The following is an 18,073-nucleotide window of genomic DNA, read 5'->3' as shown; positions in this document are numbered from 1 at the left end:
CATGGGATTGGAGGCTTTTTGATATATGCAGCAAGCAGACTATACTCACTCTTGCAGCGCCGTTACTCATTTATTCCTTCTTCATGCCCATAGGCATCATCATGCCGTTATCCATTCCCATCATCGCGACGCTTTCGCCTGCCTCTTCCTCGCTCGTCAAATACACTTCCGTTCCGAAGGCAGGCTCGGCATATGGCTGCGACGTGCTCCCTCTGGCCAAAATCTGGCGATAGTTGCCCGAGTCCCCCTCAAAACCGTCATGGTCCCACGGTACCCAGGAACGCGCGTTGCAGTAATGACAGACGTACGAACGGCGATACCTGTCCGTCGTGCGGTTGGGATACGAGCGATGGAACAAATGGGAGTCGAAGAACAGGACGTCCCCCGCGCTCATTTTCACGGGAATAGGCGGCGGATAGTTTGCAACCACCTTGGAAAGCGTATTCACTTCATCGTCCAAGTGACTGACGTTTTGAACGCCGTGCAGATCGGCGAACGCGTCCAGCGCATGAATATTGCCTCCGCCCATTCCGTCGGGAGGATACACCGGTTCATGATTCGAACCCGGCACGACCCAGAGGCAGCCGTTCTCTTCATCGACCTCCTCCAGAGCAATCCAAGCGCCAAGCAGCGTATCCGGATGCGTCCGGATGTAGCAGGAATCCTGATGCCAGCCCTGGCCGCCTTTGCCGGGAGGATTCAAGAACATCATGGATTGCAAGGCATAGACATCGGGGCCAATAAGAGCCTCCGTCACGTCAAGAAGGCGGGGATTCAGCATTCCGCGCTCAGCGGCTGCATTTACGCGGGATAACATATGAATTCTCGTCGCGGCGGCGAATTCTTCTTTTAACGGATCGCGGTTATTCTCGTCGGCTTTCTTGCTTGGATCAAGCCTGCTCATCCTCGATTCTTCCGCCAGCTCGTACAGCTCCGCAACCTGCTCCGAATCTAGCAAACCCCGTACAATAAGATATCCTTCCTTATGGTATTGCTTATACTGCTCCACGCTTACCAAATATCGATCGTCCCGGTGCTTTGATTTCGGAAAGTAGAATTTCCCCATTAAAAGTGCCTCCTTTATCATATCGCTGCACTTTTATTTTAAAAGAAGGTCTGCCATCTCCTCCATGGGGCAACCCGTATAAATGATGTATTTATTTGATGTACGTTTCTTGAACGATGACTAACCGGTTTGCCGGATAATGAACAGAGGTACCCATCGCAAGAGGTTCAGCCGTATGACGAAATAATGGGGCATTAGAACGCTTGATATATTCAGATGGCGTGATGCCGCGAATTTTCTTGTACATTTTTGAGAAATGATGCTCATCCGAAAAGCCGACCTGGAAAGAGATTTGTTTGATCGTTCCTTTGCCTCTTAACATCCATTCCTCCGCTCTCCGCAGCCTGAGCTCCAGCAGAAACCGCTTCGGCGACATTCCGGTGCAGTCGGTGAACATTCGCGTGAAATGCCCGTGCGACCAGCCCGAGCGGCTGGCGATATCGTCTATGCTGATCGCCTTGGACAGATCCCGGGACATGAATTCAATCGCTTGCTGTACCGGAATCGGAAGCAGCTCCGCCGCTTGAAGGGCATAAGCATCCGGTGAAGCCAGCTCCTCCAATATGGTTTGCATGAACGCCAGCAATTTTCTTTGCCAATGAGGCGGCTGACGGTTTGCGATCCACAGCATTTTTTTCAGTAAGCCGGGAACAAGCGGGAACTGATCAGCCGGATAGACGGAATCGCCTTCGAACAAGCTTTCGTATCCTACCTCCCGGTTCCTTAAGGACATGGATTCGAAATGAATGAACATATGACGAACGTTACTCTCCGAATCAAAGCGGTAGCTATGCTCTTCCCCGGGCCTTGTAACTAGAATGCACGGCTCCGCTAGAGCAGATGGCTTGCCGCGAGCCGTATAAACGGTACCCGTACCCTCAGGAAAAAAGACGAGTTCGAAATCGGAGATCGTTCGCGGACCAAGCGTGTAGCCCGACTGCACCCATAGATCTCCGATGCAATGAATTTGAAGCGAGCGCATATCTGGCAAAGCTGTCATTTTTTTTGCCCTCCATTCTGAAACGGTCCGTTTCCGGCAGTCCCTATGCGAGGCGGAATCGTTCTCCGATCACCAGCGCCTTCCCTTCACATCCGAGGATCTTAGAGTCCCAGTTGCAGGCTGCGCGTATTCTGTATCCCTTTCAAACCTGTTGGGTCATCCGACGTTTTGAAGGCTGTGAACTTGTCTGCACTCTCCGATATGCGCAAGCGGAGGGGCTTCGCTTCCATGTTCACAAGCTCCATCATCACGTCAGCGACAGATTCGGCGGTCTGTGGAACGGAGTTGCGCTTGGCGAAGGTGTCCAGATAAGCCTGCAAAATCGGCTTATACTCATCGTCTAGAAAGCCTCCGGTGTTCTGGATATGGCTTATTGCGCTTGGAACGAAGTTCGTTGCGATCGCCCCCGGTTCAAGTAATGTAATATCGATATTAAATTGCGGCTTGTAGTAGGTAGCGAGGCTCTCCATCAAACCTTCAACGGCGAATTTGCTGGCACAGTAGATCTCGTTGAAGGGTTGTCCTACTTGTAATCGTTTCCGTTATTTTATTACTTGCCGCTAACCTTTTCAATTCCGGAGCAGGCACGCATTCCTGCTAAGCAGAGATGTTGTCGTACCTCGAGAGCTTCCATCAGATGCGCAGGAGTTATGTCTGACTTTGGATAAAAAATGGTTAGGCATTTCCTTATTGATCATAAGGACGAATCTCTTGAACGAGACTGCTCGCATGCTCTTCCCAGCGTTCCAGCAACCGGTCGTAAAAGGGAAGCTCCCCGCTTCTTGCGATCAGCCCCCGTTGATCCAGCTCGCGAATAACAGCCCGGCTGCCGTCTTCCCAGCGGATCGTGTACCGGTAGCCCACCTCCTTGCGGGCTGCCGTATTATCGAAGATCGTCACATTCCTGAAATTCTCGGCGCACCATTCCACCCGCTTTGGCAGCATGGCCTGCAGAAGACCGCGGTCCGCGTGAATGCGGCGGACGCCATCCGGCGAAGGCTTGCTGCCCCGATTCAGATGAACCACTTCGGACATTTCCTGTGCGAGCAGCCGCGTGGTGATCGCTTCGCTGATCATTCCCGTTCCGCCAATGATTAACACTTTTCCCGTGAAGTTAATCCCTCCATTTTTAACCGCTTCTTCTGCCGGCTCGGATCGCCGGAACCGCCAAGCTCAGAGTGATAAGCCTGTGCCAAGCTCTATCTTCAAGCTTTTTTCGGATCAATGGTATTCTCGGCTCAAAAAAGCTGTACAGAAAGAATAACTCCCCGTACAGCTTTTAATGTCAAATAAATTTGCATATTTTCACTCGCTTTTCTCTTCCCGCTGCTTCCTGTCATTCGCCCATGCCCGGTCAATCGCTTCCTGCGTTATATCCCGCTTCGGCAATTTGACGTATTTCCTTTATTTTCTATTACCTAACTACATATTCCTTCTATACTGCCCGCCGATCTCGAATAACGTATTCGTGATTTGCCCGATTGACGCGCTTTTTACAACCTCCATTAATGCTTCAAACAGATTGCCTTCGGATACGGCTGCCAGCTTCAGCTCCTCCAGTGCTCCCGCGCATTCCTGCTGATGCTTTATCTGGAACGCCTGCAGCTGCCTTATTTGCGCCTGCTTCTCTTCTTCCGTAGATCTGGCCAGCTCCGTGTCCGAATGGATTTCCTCAGGCTTGGGATTCAGGAATGTATTTACTCCGATAATCGGGAGCTCGCCCGCATGCTTTTTTTGTTCATAAAATAACGATTCCTCCTGGATTTTACCTCGCTGATACTGCGTTTCCATGGCGCCAAGCACGCCGCCGCGTTCATGAATACGCTGGAATTCCTGCAGGACGGCCTCCTCCATCAAGTCCGTAAGCTCCTCCACGATAAAAGAGCCCTGAAGCGGATTCTCGTTCTTCGCAAGCCCAAATTCCCGGTTAATAATTAGCTGAATCGCCATCGCCCGGCGCACGGAATTTTCCGTAGGCGTCGTCACCGCCTCGTCATAAGCATTCGTGTGCAGGGAGTTGCAGTTATCATATGTCGCCATTAACGCCTGCAGCGTTGTGCGGATATCGTTAAAATCCATCTCCTGCGCATGCAGGGAGCGTCCCGATGTTTGAATATGGTATTTCAACCTCTGGCTCCGCTCGTTAGCCCCGTATTTGTATTTCATGACGGTTGACCAGATCCGGCGCGCCACACGTCCCATCACGCTGTATTCGGGATCAAGGCCATTGCTGAAAAAGAAGGATAGATTAGGCGCGAAATCATCAATATGCATGCCCCTGGCCAAGTAATATTCGACATAAGTAAAGCCGTTCGCGAGCGTGAAGGCAAGCTGTGTAACCGGATTAGCTCCTGCCTCGGCAATATGATAGCCGCTTATGCTGACCGAGTAATAATGACGTACTCCGTGATCAATAAAATATTGCTGGATATCGCCCATCATTTTGAGCGAAAATTCCGTACTGAAAATACACGTATTCTGGCCTTGATCCTCCTTCAGAATATCTGCCTGCACCGTACCCCGAACGGATCGGAGCGTCGCTGCCTTGATCTTCTGACACTCGGCTGGCTCTGGCTGCCGGCCGTATTCGGCTTTGAATTTGTCTACCTGCTGCTCAATAGCCGTATTCATGAACATGGCAAGGAGAATAGGCGCCGGCCCGTTAATCGTCATCGATACGCTGACGGAGGGATGGCAGAGATCAAATCCCTCGTACAGCTTCTTCATGTCCTCAACGGTACAGACATTCACGCCGCTGTTTCCGATTCTCCCGTAAATATCCGGCCTGTCGCTTGGATCCTGCCCATACAAGGTAACGCTGTCGAAGGCGGTGGACAGCCGCTTCGCTTCATCGTTCCGGCACAGATAGTGAAACCTGCGGTTCGTCCGTTCCGGCGTGCCTTCCCCTGCAAATTGACGTTTGGGGTCCTCGTCGGTACGCTTGAACGCAAATACCCCTGCCGTATAAGGGAAGTATCCCGGTAAATTCTCCTTCAGCAGCCAGCGGAGCAATTCGCCCGTCTCATGGAATTTAGGAAGACTGACTCTTGGCACCGCGCTGCCCGAAAGCGATTCCAAGACGATGGGCCGATACGACTGGCGGGTCGCCGGCCAATCCGCCAGCTGCTTCCGGCAGCTCGGATGCAGCTGAGCTTCCCATTCCTCCGCCATGGCATCCAGCTTATCCGCGAAATGGGTCGTTTCCTCTCTCGACAGCAGCCGCCCCTGATTCGCATAAATCAGCTGCCTGGTCCCTTTGAGCTGGGTAATCGTGCGAACGACCGCAACCTGATCCTCAATAAACTTTTTATATTGCCGTACCGTCTGAACGATCTCCCGGAGATACCCGGTTCTCTCCTGCGGAATAATCATGTTCCTCGTCGTCGCTCTAGAGCCGGACTCTTCCCGCCTTACCGGCCAGCTCCCGCCAATCTTCTCTTCGACCGACCTCATTACATGCTGGAAAAGCATCGTCACGCCAGGATCATTAAACTGGCTGGCCATCGTTCCGAACACGGGAACCTGCTCATTGGATACGCTATCCTGCCGCCTGCTTCTTCTATATTGCTTGCGGACGTCTCTTAGGGCATCCTCTGATCCCTGCCGCTCAAACTTGTTAATGACGATGATGTCTGCGTAATCGATCATATCTATTTTCTCCAGCTGGCTGGCTGCGCCGTATTCGCTTGTCATCACGTACATGGCAATATCGCACAGCTCAACGATGGCAGCATCTCCTTGACCGATTCCGCTTGTCTCGACGATCACAAAGTCATACCCCGCGTGCTTCACAACCGCGATAGCATCGCTTGTCGCATCGCTAATCTCTGACTTTGACTTTCTAGTCGCCATACTTCGCATATACGCTTTTGGATCATGTATGGCGTTCATTCGAATACGGTCGCCAAGCAATGCGCCGCCGGACTTCATCTTGGTCGGATCAACCGAAATAACCGCGATCGTACGATTCGGAAAAAAATCCAGATACCTGCGCACCAGCTCGTCAGTCAGCGAGCTTTTGCCAGCGCCTCCCGTTCCCGTAATGCCAAGGACCGGAACGCCGGGTATTTGTTCCCTAAGCTGCACAAGGGCAGTTTCGCTGCAATCATCAATGCAGGCATCGTCTGCCAAATCCTCCGCCGCCGAGATCAGCCTTGCGACGGCTCCCCAATTGCGCTGCTTCAGAAGCTTCAAGTCCAGCTCAGCCTGTCTTGGAGTCGGATAATCACAGGATTCGATCATGTGATTGATCATTCCCTGCAATCCCATCTTGCGCCCATCCTCGGGGGAAAAGACTTTGGCAATGCCGTAACGATGCAAAGCATTAATCTCGGAAGGGATGATAACGCCGCCCCCTCCAGCAAAAATTTTGATATGTCCCGCGCCAGCCTGCTTCAGCACATCGAACATATACGTTAAATATTCGATATGCCCGCCTTGGTAGGAGCTGATCGCAATTCCCTGCACATCCTCTTGTATGGCTGCGCTTGTTACTTCTTGTACCGACCGGTTATGGCCAAGATGAATAACCTCGACTCCCGATGCTTGAAGAATCCGCCTCATAATGTTGATTGATGCATCATGCCCGTCAAATAAAGCGGCTGCCGTAATAAATCTTACATGGTTCTGCGGGCGATAAACGGATATCTCCATGCTGGTCCCCGCCTTTCCAATCAGAATTTACCGCTTCGACTCCATCTTTCCTATTATTACAGTATTCGTTTCCGGGCAAGTGATGACGAGTTGCTTAACGAGAAAAGGTCATCTCCCGTTCATGGGGAGATGACCTTTTCTCGTTAAGCCTTGCGGAATGCCAACACGGCATTAACTCCGCCAAAGCCATATGAATTCGAAACGGCTGCTTCTGCCTTAACCTCTCTTGCTTGCCGGGAGACCAGATCAATCTCCGCCGCAGGATCCGGTTCGTTCAAATTCGTTGTAGGCGGCAGCCATCCGTTATTCAGGGATAAGAGCGTAATGGCGGCTTCGATGGCGCCGGACGCCCCGAGGGGATGCCCATACAGCCCTTTCGTACCGCTGACCGCAACCGGACGGCTGCCAAATACGCTTCGAATCACTTTGGATTCGGTCACATCATTAAGCAGCGTTGAAGATCCGTGCGCATTCACGTATGCCACATCGTCGGGTGACATGTCCGCGCTCGAGAGAGCCAGCTTCAGCGCCCGTGCCGCTTGTTCCCCGGATGGCAGAGGCACGCTCATGTGATGCGCGTCATTCGTTAGTCCAAACCCTGCCAGCTCGCCATAAATTCGGGCTCCGCGGGCACGCGCATGATGCTCGGCTTCTATGACAAGTATGGCCGAGCCTTCTCCCATTACAAAGCCGTCACGGTTCCGGTCGAACGGCCTGCTGGCGCTTGACGGCTCCTCATTCCGGGTCGACATCGCGCGCAGCATATCGAACGCACCGAAGGATAACGGGGCTAATGGGGCTTCCGATCCCCCTGCCATAACCACATCGGCTTCACCCCGCCGGATCGCTTGGAGGGCCCGTCCAATAGCAACCGCACCGGAACCGCAGGACATCGAATTGGTTTCATTGGGTCCGGTAAATCCAAACTCCATCGCCAGATTGCAGGAGGCTGCTCCGCCAAATACGGAGAAGCCAAGCGTTGGAGACACGGAACGGAAGCCGCCTTGCATGAACTGACCGCATTGCTCCTCGGCGAAGGCAATTCCGCCAAGAGCCGATCCCATAAAGACGCCGGCCCGCTCCGTCTCCAGATCTCCCGCGTCCAGTCCGGCATCGCGCAGAGCCATAATGCCTCCGGCTACTGCCAGCTGGGAATAACGGTCCATCCGGTGCGCTCGCTTCTTGTCCAAGAATGCGGTTGCGTCAAAATGCGGAATTTGCGCGGCAATCCGGCTTCGAAGTCCTTCCGGAACAAACCGGTCTATCGGTTTGACGGCGCTTTCCCCGCGCTGCACGCCAGCCCATAATGCTTCGACCCCAATGCCAATGGGGGTTACGCAGCCAATTCCCGTTACTACTGCTCTGATCTCTGCCATTTCAGCCCACCTCTTTCTGTACATCCTGCAGTTCGATCTGCTCTTTCAGCCCTTGCAATGTCCGGTCTGCGATGGCATGGACGAATAAATCGCCAATCATGTCCGACGCAAGCCTTCTGCCAAACGGCGGCTGCAGCCACCGGTGAATAATGATCACCTTCACTTGCCTCTCATGTCCATGCGGTTCGATCTGCCATTCGACTTCCATCCCCGATGTTACGCCTCGGACATGCTTGTAATAAACCGAACATTGCTGATCGTCCACCCTCATTTCGCTAACCCACCAGACCGGCCATTTGAACGGCTTGAACGGTCTTACCGCCCGCATCATGACAAGCCCGCCTTGGTCGCTGCTGCCCTGCTCGAATTGAACGCCTCGGTAATGCGGGAGCAGCGCCGGCCATTGTTCGACCTGCCGCGCATACCGAAAAGCCGTGTTTTTATCGCAATTTATGGTGATTTCATTACGGGTATACATGTTTTCGCCTCCTTCGGACAATCTCCAATCACTATGGCAAGCTTGTTAGTCAGCAGCGAAGAAGCGCCAATCATTCGGAGCGCGGTCCGCCAGAGCAGCGGCTGCCTGCTTATCCGTTCTATGATGTGCTGCAGTCTGGTGCCCGTTGCAAACTCCTCCTGACGAGCGCTTCCATACCGCCGGATCGGATCCGGGCTTCGCGTCCGAAGCGTCTCTACGATGGCAGGTGCCGCAAGCTCCGCGCTTCGAAGCGCACGGTAAATCCCTTGTCCGGTTAAGGGATCGTAATAACCCGCGGCATCCCCAAGCAGCACCATTCCTGCTATATCATGCGGCAATACCGGCCGGTCAAACGGACCACATGCCATGATATCCCCTTCGATCTCAGCCTCCCGCAGCCGTTCCATCAGCTCCGGGACAGCTCTGGCTTCCCTAAGGACATAACCGGAGCGGTCTTTGCCTGCCAGCGCCGCCTCATGAGCATGGCTTAGGGCAACCGTCATATTCGCCTGTCCGCCGCCGATCGGAGCGAGGCCAATCACCTTGCCGCCCCCGGGCGTGAACAGCTCGACTCTTCCGGTTAACCCGCTCACGCCGTTTAAGCGCGTCGTGAATGCGGCTTTGCGAAGGGAGCCGTAACGGTTCACCTTGGCATGTCTAGCGACAACCGACCGCAGCCCGTCGCTGCCTGCAACGATTGAAGCACGAAGGGATATCGGCCTGCCTTCCGGAGAGCGTGCAATCACGCCGGCTACACGTTCCCCTTCCCAGATCAGACGTTCAACGCGGGTACGCTGCTCAAATGCCGCACCCGCTCTGACCGCATGTTCAACCAGCCATTGATCGACTCTTTCCCTTCGGCAGCCAACTCCGTATTGCCCTGCCGGATAAGCGGCTTCCAGAGAAGCTCGCCCGCTAATAACTCTCCAGCCTTCTATGGGACTATGCGGGAAATCAAAGCTTTCCTCCGCATGCGGATGTCCCATAATTCTGCCAAGTGCGGCTACAGCGCCCGGATTTAGAGATTCCCCGCATGGCTTCCGCCGCGGGAATGCTTCTGCATCAAGCATCAATACGCGCACCCCGCTTGCGGCAAGCAGCTTGGCCAGAGCGCTTCCGGACGGTCCCGCTCCCACCACAATGACGTCATACCCGTTCATGACCCACCACGGCAAGACGGAATGGAAAATGCTTATGCACGGCAGCATTTACTCCCGCCCGCGCAACCAGCTGCCTTGCTTCCTGCGGCGTAAAGGAGCGCTGAACCGAGAGCGGTCCGTCATGCCTGGTTACCGGGCTCTTCCATACGAACCTCGCCAGCAGCTTGGCCGACAGATAAGCTAGCCGATGCCGCTCGAGATCGGTTACGACCCAGCCCGTACGGGTCACTCGGGCCATTTCGGACAGCAGCTTCACCGCAGACTCTTCGTCCAGATGATGCAGCGCGAGATTGCAGAAGGCAAGATCAAAGCTTTGGTCTTCGAAAGGCAGCGCCGTGCCGTCCGCAAGCATAACCTCAATCGAAGGATACTTATCCGTCCGCCGGGCGGCCAGCTGTACGATTTGCGGATGGTTGTCCACGGCCACCAGCGAGACGTCCCTGCCTCTTTTTTTGCACCAATCTATAAAAGCAACCGGCAAATCCGCAAGACCGGTCGCTACATCCAATACTCGGATAGGCTCGCTTGGCGCAAGCTTTCGCATCATCCTCTGCAGATGAACAAACAAGGCCGGATTACCGCCTAAATACCGGTTAACGCCCCATACTTCCCGCAGGCTCTTCTCAAGCTCCAAAGGCTCCACGCCATCTCCGTCCAGCCATTCCTTCAGATTCAGCCGCTCGAACAGCTGTGCCATCCCATCACCTCATCCAGCTTTTTCCTGCATGCCCTTATTGTTATTCTTTTCCACCTCTTTTATCCATCTGAATCGGGCCCAATGATTTATTCCCATAATTTACACCTGAAAGCCAGCTGAAAATAATCGCAACCTATCCCTCTCAATTGCGTCTAATTAATAGAATTTGAGAGGAGTGTGATAGAGGAGCATGTTCAAAAAACTATCGGCGGCAATTCTGCTTCTGTTCGTTGCCCAAGTGATTGGTGCATCTGCGATCAGCATGGCAGCTAGCCCGGTTTCCGGCACAATGACCAAGTATCGCGTCTATCAGAACGATCGTGCATTGCGTGAATTTGCTACCGATAAACAGGCGATTGCTTACGCGTCAAGTTTTGAGTACAGTCACGTGGAAGCGATTACGGGCCGTGCGTGGGTTTGGGACAACTTTCCCAAGTACAAGATTTATCAAGGCGGAGCTTCCAGCATGAAATGGGAGTACCGTACGTACAACGAGGCATTGGCCGCAGCCAAGAAGATGAAAGGCGTACATATCCGGGACCTGGAAAGCCCGGGCTGGATTTATCAATCCTATCCGAACTATCAGCTCTATCAAGGCGACAAAACGAACGCAAGCTGGGGCTTTACGACCCTGGATGCAGCTAAGCAGGAAGCAAAGCGCTGGACGAATTCCCACATTATCGAACTCGGCTCAAACAGCTGGATTTGGGACAACATGACGGAAGCAACGGAGAAAAAATTACGCAGCGGCAGCGCTATCTACTCCATTAAGGTAGATAACGTCCAGGTTGAAGGGACAAAAACGTATGCTTTTCTGTACGATGCCATAAAAGCAGCCGCGGCTGTTCCGGGCAGCACCGTCGTCAATAATGCTTCCGGCCTGGTTGTGCACTCGAATGTGCCGACCTATGACGTGCAGCAAAGCGGGAAAACGATTAAATCCTTTGTTGCTCTGCAGCCGGCCTTGCAATACGCCAAATATTTCGGCAATTCCGAGGTCAAGCGTGACGGAGCAACCTGGTGGACCAGCGTTCCCTATCTGTCGGTCTATCAAGGAGACAGCAAGCTGAAATCCTTCTTCACCCGGTCATCGGCCGTCGCTTATGCAAAAGGATTCTCCAACAGCTATGTCATGAACGCAGATGGCCGTAAATTATGGAGCAATTCAAAGAGCCTTGTCTATCTGGCGTGGAACGGTTCGTCCAACAGCCAGACGATACTGAGCCAGACAGCGAACACGCAAGGCTTATCCATTGATTCGCCTTCCTGGTTCGAGCTTAAGGACAGCAGCGGGGCATTAACGGATCTGTCAGATCCGTCTATCGTGACCACTCTGAAGTCGCAAGGCATTCAAGTGATGCCGCTTGTGTCCAACGACTTCGATAAGCAGATGACAACCGCTTTTCTTGCGGATTCGAAAGCGCAGCAGCTGTTCATCTCAAGTCTCGTTGCCAAGCTTGCCGCTCTTGGCGTATACGGAGTTAATATTGACTTTGAAGAAATCGCCGGCACAGACCGGGATGAATATACCGCCTTTGTAACGGCATTCTCGAAAGCAGCGCATGCCAAAGGGTTGAAGGTATCCATTGACCTGCCTCGCGGCGATGTGGCTTGGGATCATCTGACCGCCTACGACCATGCCTCTCTTGCTAAAGCGGTCGATACCATCATCATTATGGCGTATGACGAGCATTGGAGCGGAAGCTCGACCGCGGGCTCCGTGGCCAGCCTGCCGTGGGTGGAAAAAGGCGTTCAGCAATTCCTCGCTTACGGCGTACCGCGCAGCAAGCTTATGCTCGGTATCCCGTTCTATGTACGGGAATGGAAAATAGACGGATCGGGCAATCTCGTCAGCAACCGTGCCGTCCTGATGAGCGCGATTCCTCAACTGATCGCTGATACGAATGCCGTTGGCGTCTCTGACCCGGCCACTCCGGGCCAAACCAAATACAAATACGTGAAGGATGGCTTCACCTACGTATTCTGGGCAGAGAATGCAAACACCGTGCAAGCGCGTATCAACCTTGCGAAAAAATATGACCTCGCCGGCGTTGCCGCTTGGCGGCTCGGCTATGAGACCTCCGATCTCTGGACGATGATGCTTCGTTTGAAGCAGGGTTAACCTCACAATCCCCGGCTATCGCCGATTGCGAGAGCCGGGGATTGCTGCTATAAGCATAGAACGGATGGAGCCTCTCGCCCCATCCGTTCTTCCCTGTTACAGCTATTTCTTATTGCCGGAGCCAAACCCGATGATATAACCGTCCGGATCCTGCACCGAGAACTCCTTCCATACTCCCCATTCATGTTCGGTAACAACAGGCTCTGCGGCAATGTCCGCCCCGTTAGCCTGCAATTCCGCATACAACACATCCAGATCCTGCTGGGTTTGCACGTAAGCGTAAGTATTCCAAGCTCCCTTGTTAGGCCTGACATCCTGTTTATTTTCCGCTTGAATAAGCTTAAATCCCAAGCCAAAATCATCCCGAACGACCCAGTACTCATTCACCTCGCAGCCCAATGCTTCCTCATAATATCTTTGAGATTTAGCTAAATCCGATACCAGCAAGACAGTAAGTGAATTCTCGATCTTTGCCTTATTCATTGCTTGTTCACTCCCTAGATATGGAAATAACACCCAATACCAGATTAGCAAACATATGTTCCCGTGTAAAGAAAAAAGAAGAGGATTGATCCCCTTCTTTTCTCCATGATCTATCCTTTTTGCTTAACAGGTATCCAGATCTCGCTTCGGTACGTCGGTGACGTAATGTCCTTGTGTTCGTTCCACAACATCTCAGGCCCTTCTGCCGCCTCATAATTCGAGGAAGGGAACCATTCCGAATATATACGTCCCCACACGTTTTGCAATGTCGCCGGGAACGGACCTACTGCTTCGAATACAGCCCAGGTTCCCGACGCAACCTTCAATTCGCTTAATTCCTCGGGACAAGCCGCGGTCGTTGCAACACCGATATAATGATCAAGCTCCCCTTTTTCCTCCATGCGCCCTTCCGAGAAGTTAACCGATGCGCTTAACAATCCCTTCGGGGTTACATTGGACAAGGCCTTCAGCTTATTAATCCGTTCTACGTTCAGACTTTGCCACATTGCGGCAATCTCGGGATTCACTCCTTCAAATACAATGGGCACCCGCTTCATCAAGCCAACAACGCTGAAGGCTTCCTTCTCTTCAATCCGGTAATTCATCTCGTCTCCCCCTGTTATCGATAATTGAAAGGACATCCGAGGAAAAGATTTCAAAGGCTGCCCCTGCATCCTCGCCTCGGACGGCGTAATTCCGTGAATACCCTGGAATGCCTTATTGAACGAATCCGCCGAGGAATAACCATATTTGACCGCAACGTCGATCACCCGGGAGGATGAATTCATGAGGTCAAAGGCCGCCAGCGTTAACCGTCTGCGCCTGATATACTCCGATAATGTGACTCCCGCCAGGAAAGAAAACATCCGTGAAAAATGATATTCCGAGCAGTGCGCCCGTTTAGCCGCTTCCTTGAGATCTATCTCCTCGGCCAGATGATCCTCGATATACTTCAGGGCCTTATTCATGCTGTCCAGCGTATTCATCGCTTACCTCCTTTCCTCAGCACTAGATTAACAAAAGCCGATCCTGCCTATCCGACATTTCATGCACAATATTAACGGCTGGCCTGCTTGGGATTGCTTACTTCCTCGATCACGGCGATAGGCACATGAATCAGGATGTTCGTCTCCAGTCGCAGCTGCACATGGTAATCCTCAATCTTCTCAACCTTCCCGCTCCACCATTTCCCGTCGCTTGTGAGCACAGCCACAACCTGCTGGGCAATTTTCGCATGCAATAAGAGCAATCGAATGGAAGTCATATTTCTCATCTCCCCTTCTGTCATCGGAGTTCTTCCAATAGTTATACAAAAATGGGGCTTATTGATTAATTTTAAAGCAACATTAAGTATTATACCATTCTATCATCTGCTTGAAATTTACTTTGAGAATTAAATGACTTCCTTCAAATATATTACTTCTTTTTGTTTTTCATTGCGCTCCAGATCATCGAATGCCACTATCGAATTAGAATCCCAAGACCGAAAGGAGTTCTCCCATGAGCAAGAAACAAAAGCTCAATAATGACTGGTATTTCTCCAAGCATCCGCTTGGTACGGAGCTCGATTCCATTATAGAAGATCCTGTTGATTGGTCGCCCGTAACCCTGCCGCATGATTGGCTAATCTATGATTCCAACAACCTTTATGAGAACAGCGTAGGCTGGTACCGCAAAACGATTAAAGTTGCCGAGCTTAACTCGAACACTCGAATTGCGCTGCGATTTGAAGGCGTTTACATGAACTCGACGATCTACGTGAACGGTCGTGCTGCCGGTGCTTGGAAAAACGGCTACTCCACCTTTGAGATTGATATGACATCCTATCTAGCAGCCGGCGATAATGAAATCCTTGTCCAGGTCATTCATCAATCTCCTAACTCCCGCTGGTACTCTGGCGCGGGCATATACCGTTCTGTATGGCTGCTTACCTCAACGGATACCTATCTGGCATCCGACGGAATTTATATTTCAGCCAACAAGAACAGCGGTGATACCTGGTCGGTTGATATCGATACCGAGGTTGTTTTCTCCCAAGGCGGCCCATCATCGGAATATAAGCTTCGCCATACGATTCTGGATTCCAGCGCAGCTGCCATAGGGCAGACCGAAGCCATTGTGCAGTCGGAACACGGCACAACCGTAACCTTTAATCAGGTTCTTGCCGTTCCTCATCCCCTGCTTTGGGATATTGAACAGCCTAACTGCTATAAGCTCCAAACCGAGCTTATCCGAGGTGGAGAGGTTATCGATCGCGAGCAGCAGACCTTCGGGTTCCGCACCTTTGACTTTGATGCGGAAAAAGGCTTCTTCCTGAACGGCCGCCACGTCAAGCTTCAAGGGGTATGCCAGCATCATGACCTTGGCTCCCTTGGTGCTGCCGTTAATAAAACGGCTCTAAGAAGACAAATTGCCCTCCTCCAGGAGATGGGCGTCAATGCGATTCGCACCGCCCATAATATGCCGGCCGTTGAACTGATGGAGCTGGCCGACGAGATGGGCGTGCTTATTGTCTCCGAAGCGTACGACATGTGGGAGCGGTCGAAGACGCCTTATGATTTCGCCAGATTTTATGAGGACTGGTGGGAAAGAGATATTGCCAGCTGGGTACGCAGAGATCGCAATCATCCAAGCATGCTGATGTGGAGCATCGGCAATGAAATCTATGATACGCATGCTGATGAACGCGGTCAGATCCTGACCGCCCGGCTCAGGGATAAGGTGCATGACCATGATCCGAAGCGCAACGCCGTCGTAACGATCGGCTCCAACTATATGCCTTGGGAGAATGCTCAGAAATGCGCCGAGCTGGTGAAATTCGCGGGCTATAACTATGGAGACAAGTATTATCGGCAGCATCATGAGGAGCATCCGGATTGGTTCATCTATGGCAGCGAGACCTGCTCGACGGTACAAAGCCGCGGCATCTATCACTTCCCCCTCGCCCAATCCGTCCTCGCGGATGACGATGAGCAATGCTCATCGCTTGGCAACAGCTCTACCAGCTGGGGGGCGAGAAGCACGGAAGCCTGCATCATTGCAGACCGCGATTCCGCCTTCTCGCTTGGACAATTTCTGTGGACCGGCTTTGACTATATTGGCGAGCCGACGCCTTATCATACAAAAAACTCTTACTTCGGACAGATCGATACAGCCGGCTTCAAAAAGGATGCCTTCTACATTTACCAAGCGGAGTGGACGGATTATATAGCGCGGCCGATGGTCCATATTTTCCCGTATTGGGATTTTTCCGAAGGACAGCTCATCGATGTTCGCGTTTGCTCGAATGCGCCAAGGATTGAGCTTTTCTTCAATGATAACTCCCTAGGAACGTATGACATTGATCATGCCCATGGCCAGCAGCTGCTTGGCGAATGGCAGATCCCGTATGCCAAAGGCGTGCTTCGGGCCGTTGCATACGATGAATCCGGCAAAGCGATAGCAACGGATATTCAATCCTCCTTTGGAGATGCTGCCGTTGTCCATCTGTCTCCGGATAAAACAACCTTCACGGCAGACGGCTCGGATCTGATCTTTATCGAGATCTCGGCTCTTGACCAAGACGGACTTCGCGTAGCGAACGCGAGCAATCGCATCCATGTCACCGTTGAAGGCCCCGGACGGCTCGTTGGACTCGATAACGGAGACAGCACCGATTACGATTCGTACAAGGGCACGAACCGCCGCCTGTTCAGCGGCAAGCTTTTGGCTGTCATTGCACCAACGCTGGAGAGCGGAGCCATTATTGTCCGCGGCTTATCCAAAGGCTTAACAACAGGCGAAGTAACGCTCACTTCTGTCCCGCCCGCTCCAGCAGCAACAGGCGATGAGTATACTCTTTATTCTTATGCGCCAAGGCAGGCTGCATTTGCGACCGCGGCTGCATCTCCGGTGTCCGATGAAATTCCCGTGCGCAAGCTGGAGATTATTTGTCCCGAGGGTCATGCCTTATCATCGGATAATCGCAGCGTGCCCGTTCAAGTCGTCATTCATCCAAGCAATGCCACTTATCAAGAGGTTGAATGGCGGGTAACGAACGCAGCCGGAGTGGATGCGAATATCGCGAGTCTTCAAGCAGCCGGTCATCAAGCACAAGTATCCGCTTTAAGCGACGGCGATTTCTATATCCGCTGCGCAACCCGAAACGGCTCGGACAACATACAACAGTACTCCTTGATGGAATTTCGGATTGACGGAATTGGTCAAGCCTTTCTTAATCCCTATGAATTTGTGTCTGCGGGCTACCACAGCGAGAACAGCCGCAATCTGACCAACGGCAACGAACGTGGCGTGGCGACAAGCAGAGACGAAGAGAGCTGGATTTGCTTTGAACCTATTGACTTCGGAAGTTACGGGACAGACGAGATCACGTTACCGATCTTCTCACTTGACAGCGAGCGCTTCACTATTGCGGTCTGGGAAGGCGTTCCGGGCGAGCCAACTGCTTCCTTGCTTACGCAATTAACCTATCAAAAGCCAACCAAATGGAATGTCTATCAGGAGGAAACCTACCGCCTGCCTCGGCGTCTCAAAGGAATAACATCGCTGAGCTTTGTCCTGCAGCGGAAAATCCATCTGAAGGGTTTCCAGTTCAAGAAAGCCATCCGGGCATTCGAACATCTGGAGGCACTGGAGAACAATCAGATTTACGGGGATACGTATACTTTGACGGGTACGGCGATTGAGAACATCGGCAACAACGTCTCGCTGGTGTTCCGGGATATGGACTTCGGGGTTACAGGTACCAGCAAGCTTGTTATTTGCGGTCAATCCCCAATCGACAACAATACGATTCATGTCTTGTTCAGCGGACCTGACGGCGATGCGAAGCAGCTTGTAGAGTTTGCATACTCGGAAGACTATTGCGATAGAGAGTACGCATTGGAGCGTATTACCGGTCTCCGGACGGTCACCTTCATCTTCTTGCCGGGCAGTCAATTTAACTTCAAATCATTCCGGTTTTACCCGGAATCCTAACTCATCAAGCAAACGGACCTCAGCGGATAGCTGAGGTCCTCCCTTTTTATCGCAAGCTCAC

The 18,073-nt window shown here is 52.4% G+C and carries 13 protein-coding genes and 1 pseudogene; 2 read left to right on the top strand and 12 right to left on the bottom strand.

Going from position 1 to position 18,073, the window contains the following annotated elements:
• Positions 1 to 70: 70 nt before the first annotated feature.
• The 9 genes and pseudogenes from M3194_RS09405 to M3194_RS09365 all read right to left on the bottom strand — a co-directional run bounded on the left by M3194_RS09405 (position 71) and on the right by M3194_RS09365 (position 10,430).
• Positions 71 to 1,066, bottom strand: a complete 996-nt coding sequence (locus tag M3194_RS09405; RefSeq protein ID WP_251653147.1) for a phytanoyl-CoA dioxygenase family protein — start codon at positions 1,064 to 1,066, stop codon at positions 71 to 73.
• A 91-nt stretch (positions 1,067 to 1,157) separates the two neighbouring features.
• On the bottom strand, positions 1,158 to 2,066 hold the full coding sequence (locus M3194_RS09400; RefSeq protein ID WP_251653146.1) for an AraC family transcriptional regulator: 909 nt from the start codon (positions 2,064 to 2,066) through the stop codon (positions 1,158 to 1,160).
• Between the two features lie 101 nt (positions 2,067 to 2,167).
• Positions 2,168 to 2,581, bottom strand: a pseudogene (locus M3194_RS09395) (SDR family NAD(P)-dependent oxidoreductase); the annotation flags it as partial.
• Positions 2,582 to 2,753: 172 nt separating this feature from the next.
• Positions 2,754 to 3,143, bottom strand: coding sequence for a hypothetical protein (locus M3194_RS09390; RefSeq protein ID WP_251653144.1), 390 nt, complete (start codon positions 3,141 to 3,143; stop codon positions 2,754 to 2,756).
• A 345-nt stretch (positions 3,144 to 3,488) separates the two neighbouring features.
• The gene (gene icmF, locus M3194_RS09385) at positions 3,489 to 6,719 is read right to left on the bottom strand and encodes a fused isobutyryl-CoA mutase/GTPase IcmF (RefSeq protein WP_251653143.1); all 3,231 of its coding nucleotides are present in this window, start codon (positions 6,717 to 6,719) and stop codon (positions 3,489 to 3,491) included.
• Positions 6,720 to 6,862: 143 nt separating this feature from the next.
• Complete coding sequence (locus M3194_RS09380) at positions 6,863 to 8,095, bottom strand: beta-ketoacyl-[acyl-carrier-protein] synthase family protein (protein WP_251653142.1); 1,233 nt, start codon at positions 8,093 to 8,095, stop codon at positions 6,863 to 6,865.
• Between the two features lies 1 nt (position 8,096).
• A complete protein-coding gene (locus M3194_RS09375) occupies positions 8,097 to 8,573 on the bottom strand; it encodes an SRPBCC family protein (protein WP_251653141.1) in 477 nt (158 codons plus the stop codon).
• A complete protein-coding gene (locus M3194_RS09370) occupies positions 8,546 to 9,781 on the bottom strand; it encodes an NAD(P)/FAD-dependent oxidoreductase (RefSeq protein WP_251653140.1) in 1,236 nt (411 codons plus the stop codon). Before M3194_RS09370 ends, M3194_RS09375 begins: the two co-directional genes overlap by 28 nt.
• Entirely contained in the window at positions 9,720 to 10,430 is a 711-nt protein-coding gene (locus tag M3194_RS09365) for a methyltransferase domain-containing protein (RefSeq protein WP_251653139.1), read from the bottom strand. Before M3194_RS09365 ends, M3194_RS09370 begins: the two co-directional genes overlap by 62 nt.
• A 190-nt stretch (positions 10,431 to 10,620) precedes the next feature.
• On the opposite strand from M3194_RS09365, the gene M3194_RS09360 reads away from it, so the two are divergent.
• Positions 10,621 to 12,552 (top strand): glycosyl hydrolase family 18 protein, encoded by a 1,932-nt coding sequence (locus M3194_RS09360; protein ID WP_251653138.1) that lies wholly within the window; start codon positions 10,621 to 10,623, stop codon positions 12,550 to 12,552.
• 102 nt (positions 12,553 to 12,654) lie between these two features.
• Here the strand turns inward: M3194_RS09360 and M3194_RS09355 are convergent, their stop codons facing one another.
• The 3 genes from M3194_RS09355 to M3194_RS09345 all read right to left on the bottom strand — a co-directional run bounded on the left by M3194_RS09355 (position 12,655) and on the right by M3194_RS09345 (position 14,299).
• The gene (locus M3194_RS09355) at positions 12,655 to 13,035 is read right to left on the bottom strand and encodes a VOC family protein (RefSeq protein ID WP_251653137.1); all 381 of its coding nucleotides are present in this window, start codon (positions 13,033 to 13,035) and stop codon (positions 12,655 to 12,657) included.
• Positions 13,036 to 13,145: 110 nt separating this feature from the next.
• Positions 13,146 to 14,021, bottom strand: coding sequence for an AraC family transcriptional regulator (locus M3194_RS09350; protein ID WP_251653136.1), 876 nt, complete (start codon positions 14,019 to 14,021; stop codon positions 13,146 to 13,148).
• Positions 14,022 to 14,092: 71 nt separating this feature from the next.
• Entirely contained in the window at positions 14,093 to 14,299 is a 207-nt protein-coding gene (locus tag M3194_RS09345) for a hypothetical protein (RefSeq protein WP_251653135.1), read from the bottom strand.
• Positions 14,300 to 14,535: 236 nt separating this feature from the next.
• Here M3194_RS09345 and M3194_RS09340 point away from each other — a divergent pair, with 236 nt between their 5' ends.
• On the top strand, positions 14,536 to 18,012 hold the full coding sequence (locus M3194_RS09340; RefSeq protein ID WP_251653134.1) for a sugar-binding domain-containing protein: 3,477 nt from the start codon (positions 14,536 to 14,538) through the stop codon (positions 18,010 to 18,012).
• Positions 18,013 to 18,073 lie beyond the last annotated feature (61 nt).

Origin of the sequence: Paenibacillus glycanilyticus, assembly GCF_023715145.1 — a bacterium.
Taxonomy (GTDB): domain Bacteria; phylum Bacillota; class Bacilli; order Paenibacillales; family Paenibacillaceae; genus Pristimantibacillus; species Pristimantibacillus glycanilyticus_A.
Note: the sequence above shows the minus strand (reverse complement) of the source record. Positions and strands in the feature narration are given on the sequence as shown.